Annotated in this window: 14 protein-coding genes; 5 read left to right on the top strand and 9 right to left on the bottom strand. The window is 72.8% G+C overall.

The window, feature by feature from the left end:
- Positions 1 to 34 precede the first annotated feature (34 nt).
- Positions 35 to 2,497, top strand: coding sequence for an ATP-binding protein (locus ACWGE1_RS17345; RefSeq protein ID WP_453421350.1), 2,463 nt, complete (start codon positions 35 to 37; stop codon positions 2,495 to 2,497).
- Positions 2,498 to 2,549: 52 nt separating this feature from the next.
- On the opposite strand, the gene nucS is transcribed toward ACWGE1_RS17345, so the two are convergent.
- Positions 2,550 to 3,221: an endonuclease NucS gene (gene nucS, locus ACWGE1_RS17340; RefSeq protein ID WP_453421349.1), complete on the bottom strand. Its 672-nt coding sequence runs from the start codon at positions 3,219 to 3,221 to the stop codon at positions 2,550 to 2,552.
- Between the two features lie 220 nt (positions 3,222 to 3,441).
- Here nucS and ACWGE1_RS17335 point away from each other — a divergent pair, with 220 nt between their 5' ends.
- Positions 3,442 to 3,834, top strand: a complete 393-nt coding sequence (locus tag ACWGE1_RS17335) for an SCO5389 family protein (protein ID WP_030660337.1) — start codon at positions 3,442 to 3,444, stop codon at positions 3,832 to 3,834.
- A 79-nt stretch (positions 3,835 to 3,913) separates the two neighbouring features.
- On the opposite strand, the gene ACWGE1_RS17330 is transcribed toward ACWGE1_RS17335, so the two are convergent.
- Positions 3,914 to 4,945: an LLM class flavin-dependent oxidoreductase gene (locus tag ACWGE1_RS17330; protein ID WP_453421348.1), complete on the bottom strand. Its 1,032-nt coding sequence runs from the start codon at positions 4,943 to 4,945 to the stop codon at positions 3,914 to 3,916.
- A 229-nt stretch (positions 4,946 to 5,174) separates the two neighbouring features.
- Between ACWGE1_RS17330 and ACWGE1_RS17325 the strand changes: the two genes are divergently transcribed.
- Positions 5,175 to 5,501, top strand: a complete 327-nt coding sequence (locus tag ACWGE1_RS17325) for a hypothetical protein (RefSeq protein WP_030009607.1) — start codon at positions 5,175 to 5,177, stop codon at positions 5,499 to 5,501.
- Between the two features lie 26 nt (positions 5,502 to 5,527).
- On the opposite strand, the gene ACWGE1_RS17320 is transcribed toward ACWGE1_RS17325, so the two are convergent.
- The 7 genes from ACWGE1_RS17320 to mce form a co-directional block, all read right to left on the bottom strand.
- On the bottom strand, positions 5,528 to 6,364 hold the full coding sequence (locus ACWGE1_RS17320; RefSeq protein WP_453421347.1) for an ABC transporter permease: 837 nt from the start codon (positions 6,362 to 6,364) through the stop codon (positions 5,528 to 5,530).
- Positions 6,361 to 7,488, bottom strand: a complete 1,128-nt coding sequence (locus tag ACWGE1_RS17315; protein ID WP_453421346.1) for an ABC transporter ATP-binding protein — start codon at positions 7,486 to 7,488, stop codon at positions 6,361 to 6,363. Before ACWGE1_RS17315 ends, ACWGE1_RS17320 begins: the two co-directional genes overlap by 4 nt.
- A 152-nt stretch (positions 7,489 to 7,640) precedes the next feature.
- Positions 7,641 to 8,417 (bottom strand): ABC transporter permease subunit, encoded by a 777-nt coding sequence (locus tag ACWGE1_RS17310; protein ID WP_453421345.1) that lies wholly within the window; start codon positions 8,415 to 8,417, stop codon positions 7,641 to 7,643.
- A gap of 2 nt (positions 8,418 to 8,419) precedes the next feature.
- Positions 8,420 to 9,442, bottom strand: a complete 1,023-nt coding sequence (locus tag ACWGE1_RS17305) for an ABC transporter ATP-binding protein (RefSeq protein ID WP_453421344.1) — start codon at positions 9,440 to 9,442, stop codon at positions 8,420 to 8,422.
- Between the two features lie 101 nt (positions 9,443 to 9,543).
- Entirely contained in the window at positions 9,544 to 10,482 is a 939-nt protein-coding gene (locus ACWGE1_RS17300) for a cellulose-binding protein (protein ID WP_453421343.1), read from the bottom strand.
- Between the two features lie 195 nt (positions 10,483 to 10,677).
- A complete protein-coding gene (gene scy / locus ACWGE1_RS17295; protein ID WP_453421342.1) occupies positions 10,678 to 15,231 on the bottom strand; it encodes a polarized growth protein Scy in 4,554 nt (1,517 codons plus the stop codon).
- A 192-nt stretch (positions 15,232 to 15,423) separates the two neighbouring features.
- Positions 15,424 to 15,852: a methylmalonyl-CoA epimerase gene (gene mce, locus ACWGE1_RS17290; protein ID WP_008738238.1), complete on the bottom strand. Its 429-nt coding sequence runs from the start codon at positions 15,850 to 15,852 to the stop codon at positions 15,424 to 15,426.
- Positions 15,853 to 15,987: 135 nt separating this feature from the next.
- Between mce and ACWGE1_RS17285 the strand changes: the two genes are divergently transcribed.
- Together ACWGE1_RS17285 and meaB are read left to right on the top strand one after the other, a co-directional pair.
- On the top strand, positions 15,988 to 17,187 hold the full coding sequence (locus tag ACWGE1_RS17285) for an acetyl-CoA C-acetyltransferase (RefSeq protein WP_453421341.1): 1,200 nt from the start codon (positions 15,988 to 15,990) through the stop codon (positions 17,185 to 17,187).
- Between the two features lie 105 nt (positions 17,188 to 17,292).
- Complete coding sequence (gene meaB, locus ACWGE1_RS17280) at positions 17,293 to 18,255, top strand: methylmalonyl Co-A mutase-associated GTPase MeaB (protein ID WP_453421340.1); 963 nt, start codon at positions 17,293 to 17,295, stop codon at positions 18,253 to 18,255.
- Positions 18,256 to 18,276 lie beyond the last annotated feature (21 nt).

Raw genomic sequence — 18,276 nt, 5'->3', positions numbered from 1 at the left:
CGAGGCGCGCGGCCCGCGATCGGGGGACTGGGTCATGGACCGTACACAGGGGCAGACCGAGCAGCACGAGCAGCCCACGGGCGGCTCCCTGCCCGCGGCCACGGCACCCGCGGCGCCCGGAGCGGTCGGACCCGCGCGGGTCGTCAGCCTGACCGCCGGCGACTTCGCCCTCACCGTCAACCCGGTCGACGGCAGCGAGATCGAACCGCTCCGTCCCGGCACCGAGCCGGGCCGCCCCGCCAAGCGTGACGCGGCCGCCCGCGCGGCCCGTGCCGCCGCCGCGCACCCGCCCGTACTGCCGGGCCCCACCCTCCCCGCCCGGCCCCTGCTGGAGCGCGAGGAGGAGCGGGAGCGGCTGGTGCGGCTGCTGGGCCGGGGCCGCTCCGTACGGCTGACCGGGCCCTCGGGATCCGGCCGCAGCGCGCTGCTCGACGCCGTCGCCGCCCAGTGCGCCGGCCTCGCGCCCGACGGCGTCGTACGGCTGTCCGGGTACGGGCACCAGCAGCCCGGGGAACTGCTCCACGCGCTGTACGCGGCCGTGTACGAGGCCGGGCGGCAGCGCCCCGGACGGACCGAGCTCCTGGCCCGCGTACGGGAGATAGGCGCCGTCGTCCTCCTGGACGACCTGGAGATGGGCGGGACCGCCCTCGACGAGCTGCTGCACGCCACCCCCGAATGCGCCTACCTGCTGGCCGCCACCCCCGACACCCGGGCCCCCTCCGACGACTCGCACATCGAGGAGGTCTTCCTCGGCGGGCTGGGCAGGGCCGACTGCCTGGAACTGCTGGAATCGGGCGTCGGACGGCCGCTGACGGACGAGGAGACCGCCTGGGCGGGAGACCTGCGCTTCGCCTCCGAGGGGCTGCCGCTGCGCTTCGTACAGGCCGCCGCGATGCTGCGGCAGCGGGACGAGCTCAACCACAGCGACGAGGACGACGAGGAGGAGGAGCCCGGCGTCTTCGAGGAGCGGCCGCGCGACGCCGTGCAGGTGCCGCTGCCGACGCTCGCCGAGGGCGCCGCCCCCGCCGAGCTGCTGGCCTCGCGGGTCAGCGAGTCGGCGCGCGCGGCCCTGCGGATCGCGTGCGCGCTGGGCGGGGAGATGCCGCACCACGCGCACCTGCCCGCGCTGGTGGGGGACACCCACGCCGACACCGCGGTGGCGGAGCTCCTCGGGTGCGGGCTGCTGACCCCCGTCGGGACGCGCTACCGGCTGGCCGCGGGCGTCGCACGGCAGTTGGAGGAGGTCGGATACGGGGACACCGCGTCGGAGGAGGCCCGTACGGCCGCCCGGCACTACGCCTGGTGGACCGGGCACGCCTCGGTGGTTCCGGAGCGGGTCGCGGCGGAGGCGGACGCCGTGCTCGCGGCGCTGTCCGGTGCGGACGTGGTCGCGGCGGTGCTGCTGGCGCGCACCGCGGCCCCGGCGTTCGCGGCCTCGCTGCACTGGGAGGCCTGGGAACGGGTGCTGCGCTCGGGCGCGGAGGCCGCGCGCAAGGCCGGGGAGGTCGCCGAGCAGGCGTACTTCCACCACGAGCTCGGTGTGCTGGCCCTGTGCGAGGAGCGGCTGGACCGGGCGCGGGCCGAGCTGGAGACCTCGATCGGACTGCGGGGCGCGCTGGCGGACAAGCGGGGCACCGTCGCGGGGCGGCGGGCACTGGCCCTGGTCGTCGACCGGGAGACCGCGGGCGCGGCCGCGTCGCCGCCGCTGCGGCTGGAGGCACCGGCCGCGCTGACGGCGGCCCCGGAGGCCGTGACGGTGGCCACGCCGGCCGCCCCGGCCCCCAAGGCGGCACCGGCCGCCCGTCCGGGCTCCGAGGCGCCCACGTCCCGTATGGCGCCGGTGACTCCGGCGGCTCCGGCGACCCCGGAGGTCAAGGTTTCCGCCGAGGCGGTGACCCGGATGACCCCGGTCGTGCCGGTGACCGCCCGCTCGGAGCCGCCCACGACGCTGTCCGAGGTCTTCGAGGACGCCTTCCCGCTGACGCCGAAGCCCGCCCCGCCCGTCGCCCCGCGGCCCGCCGCCGCCCCGGCTCCGGCCCCCGGCCGTCGCCGGCTCGTCCTGCTGGCCGGTGCGGGCGCGCTGGCGGTGGTGGCACTGGGTACGGTCGTGAGCCTCGCGCTGAGCTCCTCGGACACCTCGCCGCCGGCGCAGGGACCGGCGGTGTCCTCGACCCCGACCGTGACGGCGCCCTCGGCGGCCCCGAGCACCGGCGGGAACGATCCTGCGCCGGAACCGCCCGCAGCGGCCCCGCCGTCGCCGGCCGCGGCACCCGGACCGAGCGTCGCCCCGACCCCGGGCCGCACACCGGCCCGGACCCCGTCCCGCAGGCCGTCCGCGACGCCGCCCGACTCCTCGCCGACGAAGTCCGTTTCGCCCGCGCCGACCACCGCGGGGCCCTCTCCCTCCGCATCGGAGACCGTCGCGCCGTTGCCGACGACCACCACCGAGACGGGTACGGGTACGGCCACGGCCACCTCACCGGCCACGGGCAGGTGAACGACAACGGCTCCGTCCCTGGGGACGGAGCCGTTGCCGAAGTACCGGAGGATCAGAACAGGCGGAGCTTGTCGTCCTCGATGCCGCGCAGCGCGTCGTAGTCCAGCACCACGCAGTCCATCCCGCGGTCCGTCGCCAGGACCTTCGCCTGCGGCTTGATCTCCTGGGCCGCGAAGATGCCCCGGACCGGGGCCAGGTGCGGGTCGCGGTTGAGGAGTTCGAGGTAGCGGGTCAGCTGCTCGACACCGTCGATCTCGCCGCGGCGCTTGATCTCCACGGCCACCGTCGCGCCGGAGGCGTCCCGGCACAGGATGTCCACCGGGCCGATCGCCGTCATGTATTCGCGCCGGATCAGCGTGTAGCCCTCGCCCAGCGTTTCGATGCGGTCCGCGAGGAGTTCCTGGAGGTGCGCCTCGACGCCGTCCTTGATGAGCCCCGGGTCGGTGCCCAGCTCGTGGGAGGAGTCGTGCAGGACTTCCTCCATGGTGATGATGAGCTTCTCGCCCGCCTTGTTGATGACCGTCCACACGTTGGCCTCGTCACCGCTCCCCTCCTTGAGGGTGCACGGCGGCGACATCCAGTTGAGCGGTTTGTACGCTCGGTCGTCCGCGTGGATCGAGACACTGCCGTCGGCCTTCACGAGGATCAGACGGGGTGCCGAGGGCAGATGGGCGGTGAGCCGGCCCGCGTAGTCGACGGAGCAGCGGGCAATGACGAGACGCATGGTCGGCAACGCTACTCGACGAGAAGGCCTTCACGCGATTCGCCCCTGAAAGCCCCGTTCGCCGATGGCGCGTTGTATGCGCATTCTCCTGGTGCGTCACCCATGGGACGCCTACCGTGGTGAGCGGGAGGTTGTCGAGCGTGCACTCTGCGTCGCGACCTCCTTCCCTGCCCGTAAGACTCCGGCAACCCAAACAGCCGGGGTCGCGAGAGGAGAACCCATGTCGCTCGACGTCTCACCGGCCCTACTCGAACAGGCCGAGCGAGGCGAGGTCGACGAAGCCGCTTTCGTCGACTGCGTCCGGACCTCCCTGCCCTACGCCTGGGAGATGATCAGCTCGCTGGTGGCCCAGCTGAAGGTGGACGGCGGACAGTTCGCCGACAACCAGACGCCGCCGCCCGACGAGCAGGCGCGGGGGCAGCTGCTGCGCGCCCTCGCGAGTGACGCGATACGCGGTGCGCTGCAGCGGCACTTCGGGGTGCGCCTGGCATTCCAGAACTGCCACCGGGTGGCGGTGTTCCCGCTGGATCCCTCGGTGGACGACCGGCTGGCCAAGTTCACTTCGATCCGCGGTCAGCTGCTCAACCAGTCGCCGGAGCTGCGGGACTGCTAGGCCGTGCCCCGGGGCGTCTCTTTCGGATCATGCCGCCCGGGCGTGATCCGAAAGAAGCGCCGGGTGGGACCGGGAGGTCTCAGCCGAGGCGGGGAAGGACTTCGGCGCCGAGCCGTCGTACGTTCTCCTCCGTCGCGGCGAGATCACCGGAGCCCTCCGTCAGGAGGGCGAAGCGCGTGATGCCCGTCCGTGCCGACGTGGCCGCCAGCCGGTCCGCCGCCACCTCCGGGGTGCCCACCGGGTGCAGGTCGCACAGCAGTTCCGTGTAGGCGACCGGATCCCGCATCGCGCGCACGCGGCCGTCCACCGTCACATGCGCGTCGAGACCCTGCCTGAGCCAGCCCGGCATCGCCTTCACCAGGGTCTCGCGCGCGTCCGCCGTACGGTCCGCGATCTGGCACACCCCTGCGGAGACGTGTCCCGCGCCGGCCACGTGCTCGCGCGAGTGGCCCGCCGCCAGCGCCGTGCTGCGCCACAGGGCGACCATCTCGGCCTTGCTCTCGTCGCCGCAGTGCATCCCGAGCAGCATCGGCAGCCCCCGCTCGGCGGCCATCCGTACCGACGCCGGCGAGGTGCAGGCCACGATCACCTCGGGCCCGGCCCCGTCCCCGTCCAGGGCCTCCGAGGGCCGCGGTACGACGTCCACCTCGCGGAATCCGTACCGCTCGCCGGCGGCCCCCACCCTCGCCTCCGTCAGCCACCGCCGCAGCAGGTCCAGGGCCTCAGGGAAGCCGTTCTCGTAACTGTCCAGGCCGCCCCCGAACACCTCCAGGTCCACCCACGGCCCGCCGCGGCCGACCCCGAGGGTGAACCGGCCGCCCGAGGTCACGTGCAGCAGGGCCGCCTGTTCCCCGAGCGCCACCGGATGCGTGCTCGGCAGTACGCTCACCGCCGTGCCCACCCGCAGCCGCCGGGTCCGGCCCAGCAGCAGGGCCGCCAGGGTCACCGCCGAGGGGCAGACCCCGTACGGGACGAAATGATGCTCGGCGAGCCAGACCGAGTCGAGCCCGGCCTCCTCGGCCACCTCGGCGGTCCGCACCGCCCGGTGCAGTGCCTCGCCCTGTCCCTGACCCGGGAACTGGGCCGCCAGTACAAACGCTCCTACGCGCATCGCCTTTAGCCTCCTTGCGGCTGACGCGGCCTCCCCCAGGTGGACCGGTTCTTCCTATGGCAACAACGTCTGACACGTGCCAAAGGCACGGGCTGACACGAAAGTTATTGGGATTGTCGGGCCATTCCTCTTCGGCCGGCCGCCTTCTTCAGCCACCCTGCGGGTACCCGGCCTCGCTGCGCGTAGTCTGGGAGAAAGTCACTGCCGGCCGCCCATCCGTGAGGTATACGTGTCACCGCGCAACAACCGTCCCAGGGGCGGCGAGACCCCGGACGAACGCCCCAGCACCGGCCTCGACCGCTACGGACTGGAGCGCACCGAGGAGTACCAGGGCGAGGACTGGAAGGTCCGGCACGTGGCCGGCGCGAGCGCGGCGGGCAAGCGCTACCGCTGCCCCGGCTGTGACCAGGAGATCCCCTCCGGCACCCCGCACCTGGTGGCCTGGCCCGAGTACGGCGGCGTGGACGACCGGCGGCACTGGCACAAGGCCTGCTGGAACGCGAAGGACCGCCGCACCTCGAAGGTGCAGCGGTCCCGAAATGCTCCCCGGTACTGACGAGGCAGGATCCGAAAGGTACGGCCTCAGACGTCCCGGCGGCCGACCACCAGGTACGAGGCGGCCACCGCGCCGCCGGTGACCAGCACGATCAGCATCATGTGCGAGAGGTTGCTCGGCTCCGGACCGAGGTCGCCGCCCTCCGGCATGCCGAACAGCTGCATCATCGCCACGGGCACGTTGTGCCGCAGGATGACCCGGCTGACGGGCGCGACCGCCTCCCACATGCTCAGCATGGCTCCGATCACCGGCGGCAGGGTGACCAGGCCCAGCATGAGGGCGATCCCCCCGGCGGAGTGCCGCACCAGGGAGCCGATCGCCAGCGCGAGCACGCCGAGCAGGGTGACGTAGCCGCAGCCGAGCAGCGCCCCGAACCACTCGCCGGCCGCGTGCGGGCCGGACGCGGTGCCGCCGTGCGCCACGGCCGCGCAGACCCCGACCACGAAGACCGCCAGCACGGTGGTGACGAAGGCCGTCATGCTGAAGACGAGGTACTTCGCGGTGAGCACCCGGTACCGGTCCGGGGCCGCCGTGAACGTGGTCCGCACCAGTCCGGTGCCGTGCTCCGAGGTGATGGTCAGCACGCCGAGGACGATCACCGCGAGCTGGCCGACCAGCAGGCCGATGAGGGCGGGCGTGGTGAAGTGGATCTGCTCGTAGTCCGCGTCCACGGTCTGTGAAATGACGGCCACGCCGATCCCGACCACGGTCACCACGAGCGCGCCCAGCGTCCACAGGGTGGAGCGGAGCGAGACCAGCTTGGTCCACTCCGAGGCCAGGGCGTGCCCCAGGTGCGGCCGCGGCGTGGCGAGGGGGGAGCTGTAGCTCCCGGACTGCTCCGCCGTCGTGGTCGTCGGGGTCATCGGGTGTCCTCGGGGGTCTTCGGTGCGGTGTTCCCGGCGGCGCTCGCGAGTGCGCCGGGGTCGGTGGGCATCAGGAAGGGCCGCCCGTTCGCTCCCGGCGGCGGAGGCGCGTAGAAGCCCGACTGCGGGACCTCGGGGGTCTCGGGCTCCTCCTCCCAGGCCGGGACGGAGAGCGGCTCCGGTTCCCACAGCTCGGCCCGGGGGTCGTCCGTGGAGGTGTACTCGACGGCGGACTGGGTCATCCGCATGTACGCCTCCTCCAGCGAGGCCCGGTGCGGTGACAGCTCCCACAGCCGTACGCCGGCCCCGTGCGCGAGGTCGGCGACGTGCCGCAGCTCCAGGCCGGTCACGCGCAGTGCTCCGTCGGGCTCCTGCAGGACCCGCCCGCCTGCTTTGGCGAGGGCCTTACCCAGCGTGTCCCGGCCATCAGGATCAGTGTCGGCCGCGCGCACCCGAGCGAATCCGGCCGAGTTGTGCGCGATGAACTCCTGGGTACCCATATCGGCCAGCAGCCGCCCCCGGCCGATCACGATGAGGTGGTCGGCGGTCAGCGCCATCTCGCTCATGAGGTGCGAGGAGACGAAGACGGTGCGGCCCTCGGAGGCGAGGCGGCGCATGAGATTGCGGACCCAGAGGATGCCCTCGGGGTCGAGTCCGTTGACCGGCTCGTCGAACAGGAGCACCTGCGGGTCACCGAGCAGGGCGGTCGCGATGCCGAGCCGCTGGCCCATGCCGAGCGAGAAGCCCTTCGTGCGCTGCCGGGCGGCGTCCTGGAGGCCGACCACGGCCAGCACCTCGTCCACCCGCTTCTCCGGGATCCCGGAGAGCTGGGCGATGGACAGCAGGTGGGCCCGGGCCCGGCGGCCGCCGTGGACGGCCTTGGCGTCGAGCAGGGCCCCGACGTGCCGCTGGGCGTTCGGCAGCTCCCGGAAGGGCCGGCCGTTGATCGTGACATGACCGGACGTGGGCCGGTCGAGGCCGACGATCATGCGCATGGTCGTGGACTTCCCCGAGCCGTTGGGCCCCAGGAATCCGGTGACGTGACCCGGCTTGACCTGGAAGGACAGCTGGTCGACGGCGGTCTTGGCGCCGTAGCGCTTGGTCAGGCCGACTGCCTCGATCATCTTGCTGCCCCTTACCAGGCCGGGACGACTTTCGCCCGCGTAAGGGTTAAGAGGATAACGAGGTTCCTGCGGTTCCGTCCCCGGCCGGATCCCTGAGCCGCCCCTGAGGCCGACCCGGGCATCACCCGTAGTACTTCAGCAGGGGGCCGGCGTCAGGCGTCCTTCTTCTTGAGGACGAGGTAGCCCCCGAGTACTGCTGCGAGCGCCCACAGGGTCATGATCCCGAGGCCGCCCCACGGCCCGTAGGGGGTGTCCGGCGCGTCCATCCCGTTCGGCACCACCTGCATGATCCGGGAGCCGGCCTGGTTGGGCAGGTACAGACCCGCCTTCCGGGTCGCCTCGGCGATGGACAGGATCGCCGGGAGGACCAGCACGAAGGGGATCAGCAGGCACATGGCGAGGACCGAGCTGCGCAGCAGCGCGGTCACCCCCATCGAGAACAGGGCGAGCAGGGCCATGTAGAGGCCCGCGCCGACCACGGCGCGCAGGACGTTCTCCTCGCCGATCCCGATGCTCCGGGCGCCGAGCAGTGCCTGACCGAGGAAGAAGGACAGGAAGCTGGTGAGGAGGCCGACCAGCAGGGCCAGGGCGGTCGCCACCACGAGCTTGCCGAGCAGGAAGTGCTCCCGGCGGGGCACGGCGGCCAGCGAGGTGCGGATCATGCCGGTGCTGTACTCGGTGCCGACCACCAGTGTCCCGAAGACGATCATCGCCAGCTGGCCGAGGGTCATCCCGGCGAAGCTCACCTGGGTCGGGTCGAAGGTGGCCTGCTGGGCCGGGGGCATGTCCTGGAAGCTCGCGTTGACGAAGGCGCAGATCGCGGCGCTGATGCCGACGGTGACCACCAGCGCGACGATCAGGGTCCAGCTGGTGGAGGCGACGGTACGGATCTTGGTCCACTCGGACTGCAGGACGGCGGAGAAGGCCATGCTCACTCACCGTCCTTGCGCGTCGCCCGGTGGCCGGCGCCCCAGGCGGGGACGTCGGGCGGCGGGGCCGGCCGGCCGGCGGCCACGCCCGGCTCCGGCCAGGTGCCCGGCGCGCCCGGCGCGTGGGCGTGGTACTCGACGGAGTCCGCGGTCATGCGCATGAACGCCTCCTCCAGCGAGGCCCGCTGCGGACTGAGTTCGTGCAGCACGATCCGGTGCCGGGCGGCCAGCTCGCCGAGCTGCTCCGCACTCACGCCGTCGATCTCCAGCGTGCCGGTGGCCGGAATGCTGACGGCATCGATCCCGGCCTCGTGCAGCACGTCCTTGATGTACTCCTGCTGCGGCGAGCGCAGCCGGACGTAGCTGCGCGAGTTCTGCTGGATGAAATCGGCCATCGGCAGGTCGGCCAGCAGCTTTCCCTGTCCGATGACGACCAGATGATCTGCGGTCAGCGCCATTTCACTCATCAGATGGGAGGAGACGAAGATCGTCCTCCCCTCTGCGGCCAGGCCCTTCATCAGATTGCGGATCCAGAGAATTCCCTCGGGATCCAGGCCATTGACCGGCTCGTCGAACATCAGGATTTCCGGGTCGCCCAACATTGCGTAGGCGATTCCCAGCCGTTGGCTCATTCCCAGCGAAAATCCTTTGGACTTCTTCCTCGCCACGGCCGTCAGGCCGACCAGATCCAGCACCTCGTCGACCCGCTGCCGCGGGATGCGGTTCGACTGGGCCAGGCAGAGAAGGTTGTTGTATGCACTTCGGCCACCGTGCATGGCCTTCGCGTCCAGCAGCGCCCCGACGTGTTTCAGCGGCTCCGGCAGGTCCCGGTAGTGCTTCCCGTAGACCCGGACCGTGCCGCTCGTCGGGTTGTCGAGGTCGAGCATCATGCGCATGGTCGTGGACTTGCCGGCACCGTTCGGACCGAGGAAACCGGTCACCACCCCCGGTCTGACCTGGAAGCTGAGGTGATCCACGGCGGTCGTCGCGCCGAATCGCTTGGTGAGGCCCTCAAGCTCGATCATGCGGCCACGCTAGAACGCCCGAGGGCCCTACGCCACCCCAAAAGGTGACATAGGGCCCTCGATCGGGCATACGGGGCGTAGCGCGCCCGACCCGTGGATGATCAGCGGGTCTGCTGCGCCGGGACGCCGCGGGTGACGGGCTCGTCGTCCACGATCGGGTTGGCCGCCGCGACGGCCGCACCGGTGAGCGTCGCCAGCATCTCGCGCACGTTGGTCAGCTGCGCGTTGATCGAGTCGCGGCGGTTGGTGAGAGCCGCCAGCTCGCGCTCGGACTCGCTGCGGATGCGGTCCGCCTTGGCGTTGGCGTCGGCCACGATGTCCTCGGCCTGGCGCTGCGCGGTCTCCACGGTCTGGCGGGCCCGGCGCTCGGCGTCCGTACGCAGCTTCTCGGCCTCCAGGCGCAGCTGCTCGGCGCGGTGCTCGATCTCCGCGAGGCGCTTCTCGGCCTTGGCCTGACGGGAGGCCAGGTCGCGCTCGGACTGCTCACGGCGCTTGGCCAGGTTGGTCTCGAAGTCCGCGGCGGCCTGGGCGGCCTTGGCGCGGGTCTCCTCGAACAGGGCGTCGGCCTCCTCGCGCTTGGAGGCCGCGTCCTTCTGGGCCTCGGAGCGCAGGGTCGACGCGTCGCCCTTGGCCTTCTCGACGATGCGGACGCCCTCGTCCTCCGCCTTCGACTTGCGGTCGGCGGCGAACGACTCGGCGTCGTTGCGCACCTGCTGGGCAGCCGACTCGGCGAGCTCACGGTGCTGCTCGGCCGCGCGACGGGCCTCCTCGCGCAGGTCCTTGGCCTCCTCCTCGGCCAGCCGCAGGATCTTCTCGACCCGGGCGCCGAGACCGGCGTACGACGGCTCGGCGTCGTTCACCTGGGCCTGGGCGTTCTGCGTCTCGAGGTGCAACTCCTCGATCCGCTTTTCCAGAGAGTTGATACGTCCAAGGGCGCTGTCGCGGTCGGAGACCAGCTTGGTAATGCGGTCGTCCACCTGACCACGGTCGTAACCACGCCGCACGAGCTCGAAGCCGAAGGGGGAGGAAGTGTCGCTCATGGGGTTCCTGTCGAATGAGACCGATGAGGTGCTACGTGAGGTGTTAGGGGAATCCTAGGCGCCCAGACGGCGTGTCATCGAGTCAATCCGCGTTTGATCTGGACAATGACACCCCTTTTGAGTGGCAAGGCGACAGAACGCTTGTCACTCGTTCGCCTGAACGTTCATCAGGTGCACACATCCCAGAGCATTTGGCTACCCCTCGGACGCCTTGCCACCCGAACGAGTGGATCCCGCTGTCACTCCGGCCTTCACGCCCCCCGAGCCCTGGCCACCGACCGCCGGCTTTCCGCCCGAAGGCGCCTCGAATGATTCCAACGCCTCAAGAACGTCCTGGACACGGGAGATCTCCGCCTGAATGTCCTCGCGACGGCGCACCAGGACCTCCAGCTCGCGGCGGCCCTCCTCGACGAGCTGCTCGGCCTCCGCCTTGGCCTGCGCGAGCGCGCTCTCGGCCTCCCGGGCCAGCTCCGCCTTCTTCTGCTCGGCCTCCTTGAGCAGCGCCTCCGCCTTGCGGACCGCCGCGATGCGCACCTTGCTCGCCTCGCTGCTCGCGTCCGACACCAGCTCCTTGGCCTTCGCCTCGGCCTCGACGCTCTGCTCGGTCGCGGCGCGCACCAGCTTGTCCACGCGCTCGCCGGCCGACTTCATCTGCTCGGCCGACTCCCGGCGGGCCCGCTCGTGCAGCTCCTCGACCTCGCCCTCGACGCGGCCGCGCAGCTCCTCCGCCCGCTCCCTTATGGCAGCCGCGTCCGTGCGCGCGCCGACCAGCAGCTCGTCCGCGTCGGTACGGGACTTCTCCACCAGGGAGTTGCCCTCGACCGTCGCCTCCGAGGTGATCCGCACCGCCTCCTTGCGGGCCGCGTCGACCATCGCGTCGGCCTGCTCCTCGGCCGCCGTCGTGGCGGCGAGGGCCTGCTTCTGCGCGTCGGCGGTGAGCTTCTCGGCCTCCGCCGAAGCCTCCGTGATGAGCCGGTCGACCTGCTCCGCGGCCTCGCTGCGGCGCTTGTTGGCCGCCTCGCGGGCCTGGTCCAGCAGCTTCTCGGACTCCGTACGGGCCGCGCCGCGGATGCGCTCCGCCTCGGCGGCCGCCTGCGCCTTGACCCGCTCGGCCTCCGACCGGGTGCGGGTCGCGTGCTCCTGCGCCGAGGACAACGCCTCCGACGCGTCCGCGCGCAGCCGCTCCGCCTCGGCGGCCGCATCGCCGATCGTCCGCTCGTTGTCCTTGCGGGTCTGCTCGGTGAGCTTCTCCGTCTCGGCCACGGCCTCCGTGACGAGCCGGTCCGCCTGCTCGGCCGCATCGGTGCGCAGCCGGTTGGCCTCGCCGCGCGCCTCGTCCAGCGTCTGCTCGGCGTCGCGTTCGGCGCCCGCCAGGGTCTCGTTCGCCGCGACCGTGACGCGCTCCGCCTCCGCGGTGGCCTCGCCGATGATCCGGCCGCCCTCCGCGCGGGCGTCGTCCAGCACCCGGGCCGCCTCGGCCCGCAGCCGGTCGGCCTCCGCCGCGGCCTCGCCGACGGTGGCCTCGTTGGCCACACGGGTCTCGTCGATCAGACGGTCGCCCTCGGCACGCGAATCGACCATGATCCGCGCGGCGTCGCGCTCGGCGCTCGCCAGGGTGTCGGCCGCCTGGGCCTTGAGCCGGGTCGCCGCGGCGGTGAGCCGCTCGGCCTCCACCGTCGCCTCGGCGACGGTGGCCGCGTTCGCGGCGCGGGTCTCCTCCGTGAGCCGGTCGGCCTCCGCCGAGGCCTCGGTGATGAGCCGGTCGATCTGCTCCGCGGCCTCGGTACGCAGCCGGTTGCCCTCGGCCCGTGCCTCGTCCAGGGTGTTCGCGGCCTCGGTACGGGTGGCCTCCGCGGCCTCCGCCGCCTCCGCGGTGAGCCGCTCGGCCTCGGCCGCCGCCTCGCCGACGGTGACCGCGTTCGCGGCGCGGGTCTCCTCGACGAGCCGCTCGGCCTCCGCCGTCGCCTCGCCCATGATCCGGGCGCCCTCGGCGCGGGAGGCCTCCAGGGACTCCGCGGCCTCGCCGCGGATGCGGTTCGCGTCGTCCCGGGCGTCGGCGCGGGTGCGGGCCGCGTCCCGCTCGGACGAGGCCAGCGCGTCCGTGGCCTCGGTACGCACCCGCTGCGCGTACTCGGCGGTGTCGGCGCGCAGCTGCTCCGCCTCGGCGATCGCCTCGCCGACCGTCCGCTCCGCCAGCGACTTCGCCGCGTCCGTCTCGGCCCGTGCCTCGCTGCGGATCCGGTTGGCGTCCTCGGTGGCCCGCTCCCGCTCCGCGTAGGCGTCGGAACGGACCCGGCCGGCCTCTTCCTCGGCCTCCGTCCTCGTACGTTCCGCCGCGTGCTCGGCGGCGCTGCGCAGTCCGGTGATCTCCTCCTCGGCCTGCTCGTGCAGCCCGGCCACGGAGTCCCGCACCTGCTGGGCGGTGGCCTCCGCCGCCGACACGACCTCCGACGCGCGCCGCTCGGCCTCCTCGGTCAGCCAGACCGCCTCGGCCTGCGCCTCCTCGGAGCGCTTGCGGGCCTGCGCCAGCAGTTCCTCGCTCTGCTCGCGGGCCTGGGCCCGCTCGTTGTCCGCGTCGGTCCGCGCCGACGACAGGGTCTCCTCGGACTCCCTGCGGCGCCGGGCGGCCTCCTCCTGGGCGGCGGCCAGCGCCTCCGCGGCCTCCTCGGCGACCCGCTCCGCGGCGGCCTTCGCCTCCGCGCGCAGCCGGTCCGCGGTCTCCTGGGCCTCGGAGCGCACCCGCTCCGCCTCGGCCTCGGCCTCGCCGCGCAGCCGCACGGCGGACTGCTCGGCCTCGGCCCGCGCCCGGCCGGCGTCCTGCGCCGCGTCGGTGCGCAGCTGGTCGGCCTCCGCCTCCGCCTGCGCCTGCAGGGTGCGGATCCGCTCCGCCGACTCGGCGCGCAGCCGGTCGTTCTCCTCCGTGGTCTCCCGGCGGATGTTCTCCGCCGCACCGCGGGCGTCGCGCAGCGTCTGCTCGGCCGTCGTCAGCCGGGTCTCGGCCTCCGTGTGCAGCCGTACGAGCTCCTCGTCGGCCTCGGTCCGCTTGGCGGCCAGTGCCTGCTCGGTCTCCTGGCGCCGGGCGACGGCCGCCGCGTCCGCCTCGGCCCGTACGCTCTCGGCCTGCTCCTCGGCCTCGGCGCGCAGCCGCTCGGCCTCGGCGCGGGTCCGCTCCAGGGTCTCCTCGGCCTGCTTGCGCAGCGTGCCGGCCCGCTCCACGGCCTCGGCGCGCACCCGCTCGCTCTCGGCGGTCGCGCCGCCGCGCAGCTCGTCGGCGTCCGCCTTGGCCTTGCCGAGCAGCTCCTCGGCGGTCCGGGCCGCCTCCTCGATCTGCTGTACGGCCTCGCGGCGGGCCTCGCCGCGGATCCGCTCGCCCTCGGCGACGGCCTCGGCGCGCAGCTGCTCGGCCTCACCGCGCAGCCGCCGGGCCTCCGACTGGAGCTCGACTGTGCGGGCCCGGTACTCCTCGGTGTCGTCCTTCGCCGCGCCCTTGAGCTCGTCGGCCGTGGCCGCCGCCTGCAGGCGCAGCCGGTCGGCCTCGGTCTCGGCCTCGCGTCGGATCCGCTCGGCCTCCTCGGACGCGGCCCGGGTGGTGGCCCGGGCGTCCTCCGAGGCCTTGTTCAGTACGTCCTCGGCGGTGCGGGCGGCCTTCGCCAGCTGCGCCGCCATGTCCTCGGCCGCGGCCGTACGGGCCTGCTGGCCGGCCTCGGTGCGCTGCCGCTCGGCGTCCGCGCGGGCATCGGCCAGGGCCTGTTCGGCCTCCGCCTTGAGGGCCTCGGCCTCCTTGGTGGCCTCGCCGACCAGCCGGGCGACCTGCTCCTTGGCGGTGCGGGTGCGCTGCTCGTTGACGGACTCCGCCGACGCCAGCTGCCGGGTGGCGCTCTCCTTCGCCTCCGCGAGGAGCTTCTCCGCCTCGGCACGGGCCTCGCGCAGCGCGGAATCGGCCTCCTGCGCGCGGGATTCGGCCAGCCGGCCCAGATCCAGGGTCTGCTGGCGGGTGTGCTCGGCCTCGGCGGAGGTGGTGGAGCGCAGCCGCTCCGCGTGCTCGGTGGCCTCCTGGGCCTGCGAGGAGGCGGCGGTCAGTAGCCGCTCGGCCTCCTTGCGGGCGCGCAGCAGGGTGGCTTCGGCCTCCGCGCGGGCGGCCTCCGCGTCCCCGGCCATCCGGCGGCGGGTCTCCTCGGCCACCCGGGCGGCCTCGGCGCGGGCGGCGTTCAGGGACTGCTCGGCCTCGGCGCGGGACTCCTCCATGAGCCGGCGCGCCTGAGCCTCCGTACGGGCGCGCAACTGCTCGGCCCAGGCCACGTTCTCGTTGACGTGGGCCTCGACGGTCTGGCGCCGCTCGCCGAGCTCCTGGTCCAGGCGCTGGCGGCGGTTGACGGCCTCGGCGTGCAGCTCGGCCTGCAGGCGCGCCTGGTGCTCGGCGTGCTCCTGGAGGATGCGCTGGGTCTGGGCCCGGGCGTCACGAAGCTCGCGCTCGGCGTCCGAGCGCATCTGGTCGGCCTGGATCTGGGCATTGCGGAGCAGCTGCTCCGCCTGGTACCCCATGTCCGCGCCGTCGTAGGCGGGGCGGGACGCAAGAGCGCGCCGTACCTCGTGCAGCTTGGCGCGCAGCACCTCGACCTGGTATCCCAGGTCCTCGGCGTGCTGGACGGCCTTCCCGCGCTCCTTCTTCAGCCGCTCCATCTCGGCCTCGAAGCGCGAGAGATGGTCGGCCTCGGCCTGATGGCTCTCCTGGCTTTCGTAGCCCCGCACAGCGCGGTCCCATCCGTCCCCTGGTCGCAAGCTCACTCCCAATGAGCATCGCTCGCCCGCTGAACGACGCCCCCGGGGGAATGGTGTCAGATACCGGGGCAGGGGTCACAGGCCCCGACCCCGTCTCCGCACCGAACCCCGGCCGAGCCATGGCCACTCTACCGGCCGGGGAATCGGGCCATCAGTGGTCCGTCAGTGCTCGGGGTTCGAGGTGACCAGTTCGGTGAGAACGCCGTGGCAGTCCTTGGGGTGCAGGAAGGTGATGGAGGAGCCCATGGAGCCCGTGCGGGGCTGGTCGTAGAGGACGCGGACGCCCTTGCCGCGGATGGCCTCGGAGTCCCCCTGGACGTCCTCGGTGCCGAAGGCGATGTGGTGGACGCCCTCGCCGTTCTTGGCCAGCCATTTGCCCACGGCGGAGTCCTCGCGGGTGGGCTCCAGGAGCTGGAGGTAGGAGGCGCCGCCGTCGGAGGTTTCGTTGATCTTCAACATGGCCTCGCGGACACCCTGCTCCTCGTTGACCTCGGAGTGGAACACCTCGAAGCCGTACGTGGCACGGTAGAACTCGACAGTCTTGTCCAGGTCGAAGCAGGCGATCCCGATGTGGTCGATTCTTGTCAGCATGGTGACAGTGCACTCCTGAAGGGGGTGGTCACGCAACGTGCGCGCGATCACACCGGCAGCCCGGTGACCGCTGCGGTACCGCCCAGTACATTCACGTAAACCCTCGTTCACTCCTCATCCAAGGGGCTGTGCCTCATGTCCGGATCGAACAACACCACTTCTGTGATCGTCGCCGGGGCCCGCACGCCCATGGGGCGGCTGCTCGGCTCGCTGAAGTCCTTCTCGGGTGCCGACCTCGGAGGCTTCGCCATCAAGTCCGCGCTGGAGCGGGCCGGGATCTCCGGCGACCAGGTCCAGTACGTGATCATGGGCCAGGTGCTCCAGGCCGGCGCGGGCCAGATCCCCGCCCGCCAGGCGGCGGTCAAGGCCGGCATCCCGATGAACGTGCCCGCCCTCACGATCAACAAGGTGTGTCTCTCGGGCCTGGACGCGATCGCGCTGGCCGACCAGCTGATCCGCGCCGGCGAGTTCGACATCGTGGTCGCGGGCGGCCAGGAGTCCATGACGAACGCCCCGCACCTGCTGCCGAAGACCCGCGAGGGCTACAAGTACGGCGCGGTCGAGATGCTGGACGCGATGGCCTACGACGGCCTCACGGACGCCTTCGAGAACATCGCGATGGGCGAGTCCACCGAGAAGCACAACACCCGGCTCGGCATCGAGCGCGCCCCGCAGGACGAGTTCGCCGCCTCCTCGCACCAGCGGGCCGCGGCCGCGCAGAAGAACGGCGTCTTCGAGGCCGAGATCGTCCCCGTGGAGATCCCGCAGCGCAAGGGCGACCCGGTGATCTTCTCCACCGACGAGGGCATCCGCCCCGAGACCACGGTGGAGTCCCTCGGCAAGCTGCGTCCGGCCTTCGCCAAGGACGGCACGATCACCGCCGGCACCTCCTCCCAGATCAGCGACGGCGCGGCCGCCGTGGTCGTGATGAGCAAGGCGAAGGCCGAGGAGCTCGGCCTGGAGTGGATCGCCGAGATCGGTGCCCACGGCAACGTGGCCGGCCCGGACAACTCCCTCCAGTCGCAGCCGTCCAACGCGATCCTGCACGCCCTGAAGAAGGAGGGTCTGGAGGTCTCCGACCTGGACCTCATCGAGATCAACGAGGCCTTCGCGGCGGTCGCCGTGCAGTCAATGAAGGACCTCGGCGTGACCCCGGAAAAGGTGAACGTCAACGGTGGCGCCATTGCCCTGGGACACCCGATCGGCATGTCCGGGGCCCGTGTGGTGCTGCACCTGGCGCTGGAGCTGAAGCGCCGCGGCGGCGGGATCGGCGCGGCCGCGCTGTGCGGCGGCGGCGGTCAGGGCGACGCGCTGATCGTTCGCGTCGCCAAGTAGGCCCGCCAGGCCGCCGGGGCCCTGCTACGGGGGCCCGGCGGTACCCCTTCCCCGGGCCTGCTGGCCCTCACGCATCCCGTACGAGAACCGAGGAGCGCAGCACGTATGACGGCGGTGGACGTCCCCCAGCTGGTGGCCCAGGCCCGGGAGGGCCGGCCGAGAGCGGTGGCCCGGCTGATCTCGCTGGTCGAGGGGGCGTCCCCGCAGCTGCGCGAGGTGATGGCCGCACTGGCCCCGCTGACGGGCGGGGCGTACGTGGTGGGGCTGACGGGGTCGCCGGGTGTCGGCAAGTCGACCTCGACCTCGGCGCTCGTGTCCGCGTACCGCAAGGCCGGCAAGCGGGTCGGCGTCCTCGCCGTCGACCCGTCCTCGCCCTTCTCGGGCGGGGCGCTGCTCGGTGACCGGGTGCGGATGTCGGACCACGCCTCGGACCCGGGGGTCTACATCCGCTCCATGGCCACCCGGGGCCACCTCGGCGGGCTGGCCTGGGCCGCCCCGCAGGCGATCCGGGTGCTGGACGCGGCCGGCTGCGAGGTGATCCTCGTCGAGACGGTCGGCGTGGGGCAGTCGGAGGTGGAGATCGCCTCGCAGGCCGACACCTCGGTGGTGCTGCTGGCCCCCGGGATGGGCGACGGGATCCAGGCCGCCAAGGCGGGAATCCTGGAGATCGGCGACGTGTACGTGGTCAACAAGGCCGACCGGGACGGCGCGGACGCGACGGCCCGGGAGCTGAACCACATGCTGGGCCTGGGCGAGGCGCGCGGCCGGGAGGACTGGCGGCCGCCGATCGTGAAGACGGTCGCGGCCCGCGGCCAGGGCATCGACGAGCTGGTCGAGGCGCTGGAGAAGCACCGGGCCTGGATGGACGAGCGCGGGGTGCTGGAGCAGCGCCGGGCCGCCCGGGCGGCCCGGGAGGTCGAGACGATCGCCGTGACGGCCCTGCGGGCGCGGATGGCGGACCTGCACGGCGATGCGCACCTCGACGCGCTGGCGGCCCGGGTGGCCGTGGGCGAGCTGGACCCGTACGCGGCGGCGGACGCGCTGCTGGCGACCCTGACGGAGGCGTAGACGCGGGCCGGGCCCCTGCAG

The organism is Streptomyces sp. NPDC054932, from assembly GCF_053610205.1.
The sequence above is the reverse complement of the archived record's forward strand: the minus strand, read 5'-3'. Positions and strand labels throughout refer to the sequence as shown.

Bases quoted from the DNA above. Each gene is read 5' to 3' on its own strand.
- ACWGE1_RS17300 (WP_453421343.1), bottom strand. From the start codon at position 10,482: ATGAGCGACACTTCCTCCCCCTTCGGCTTCGAGCTCGTGCGGCGTGGT.
- ACWGE1_RS17335 (WP_030660337.1), top strand. From the start codon at position 3,442: ATGTCGCTCGACGTCTCACCGGCCCTACTCGAACAGGCCGAGCGAGGC.
- ACWGE1_RS17345 (WP_453421350.1), top strand. From the start codon at position 35: ATGGACCGTACACAGGGGCAGACCGAGCAGCACGAGCAGCCCACGGGC.
- ACWGE1_RS17285 (WP_453421341.1), top strand. From the start codon at position 15,988: ATGTCCGGATCGAACAACACCACTTCTGTGATCGTCGCCGGGGCCCGC.
- mce (WP_008738238.1), bottom strand. From the start codon at position 15,852: ATGCTGACAAGAATCGACCACATCGGGATCGCCTGCTTCGACCTGGAC.
- ACWGE1_RS17310 (WP_453421345.1), bottom strand. From the start codon at position 8,417: ATGGCCTTCTCCGCCGTCCTGCAGTCCGAGTGGACCAAGATCCGTACC.
- ACWGE1_RS17305 (WP_453421344.1), bottom strand. From the start codon at position 9,442: ATGATCGAGCTTGAGGGCCTCACCAAGCGATTCGGCGCGACGACCGCC.
- ACWGE1_RS17330 (WP_453421348.1), bottom strand. From the start codon at position 4,945: ATGCGCGTAGGAGCGTTTGTACTGGCGGCCCAGTTCCCGGGTCAGGGA.
- meaB (WP_453421340.1), top strand. From the start codon at position 17,293: ATGACGGCGGTGGACGTCCCCCAGCTGGTGGCCCAGGCCCGGGAGGGC.
- nucS (WP_453421349.1), bottom strand. From the start codon at position 3,221: ATGCGTCTCGTCATTGCCCGCTGCTCCGTCGACTACGCGGGCCGGCTC.
- ACWGE1_RS17315 (WP_453421346.1), bottom strand. From the start codon at position 7,488: ATGATCGAGGCAGTCGGCCTGACCAAGCGCTACGGCGCCAAGACCGCC.
- ACWGE1_RS17320 (WP_453421347.1), bottom strand. From the start codon at position 6,364: ATGACCCCGACGACCACGACGGCGGAGCAGTCCGGGAGCTACAGCTCC.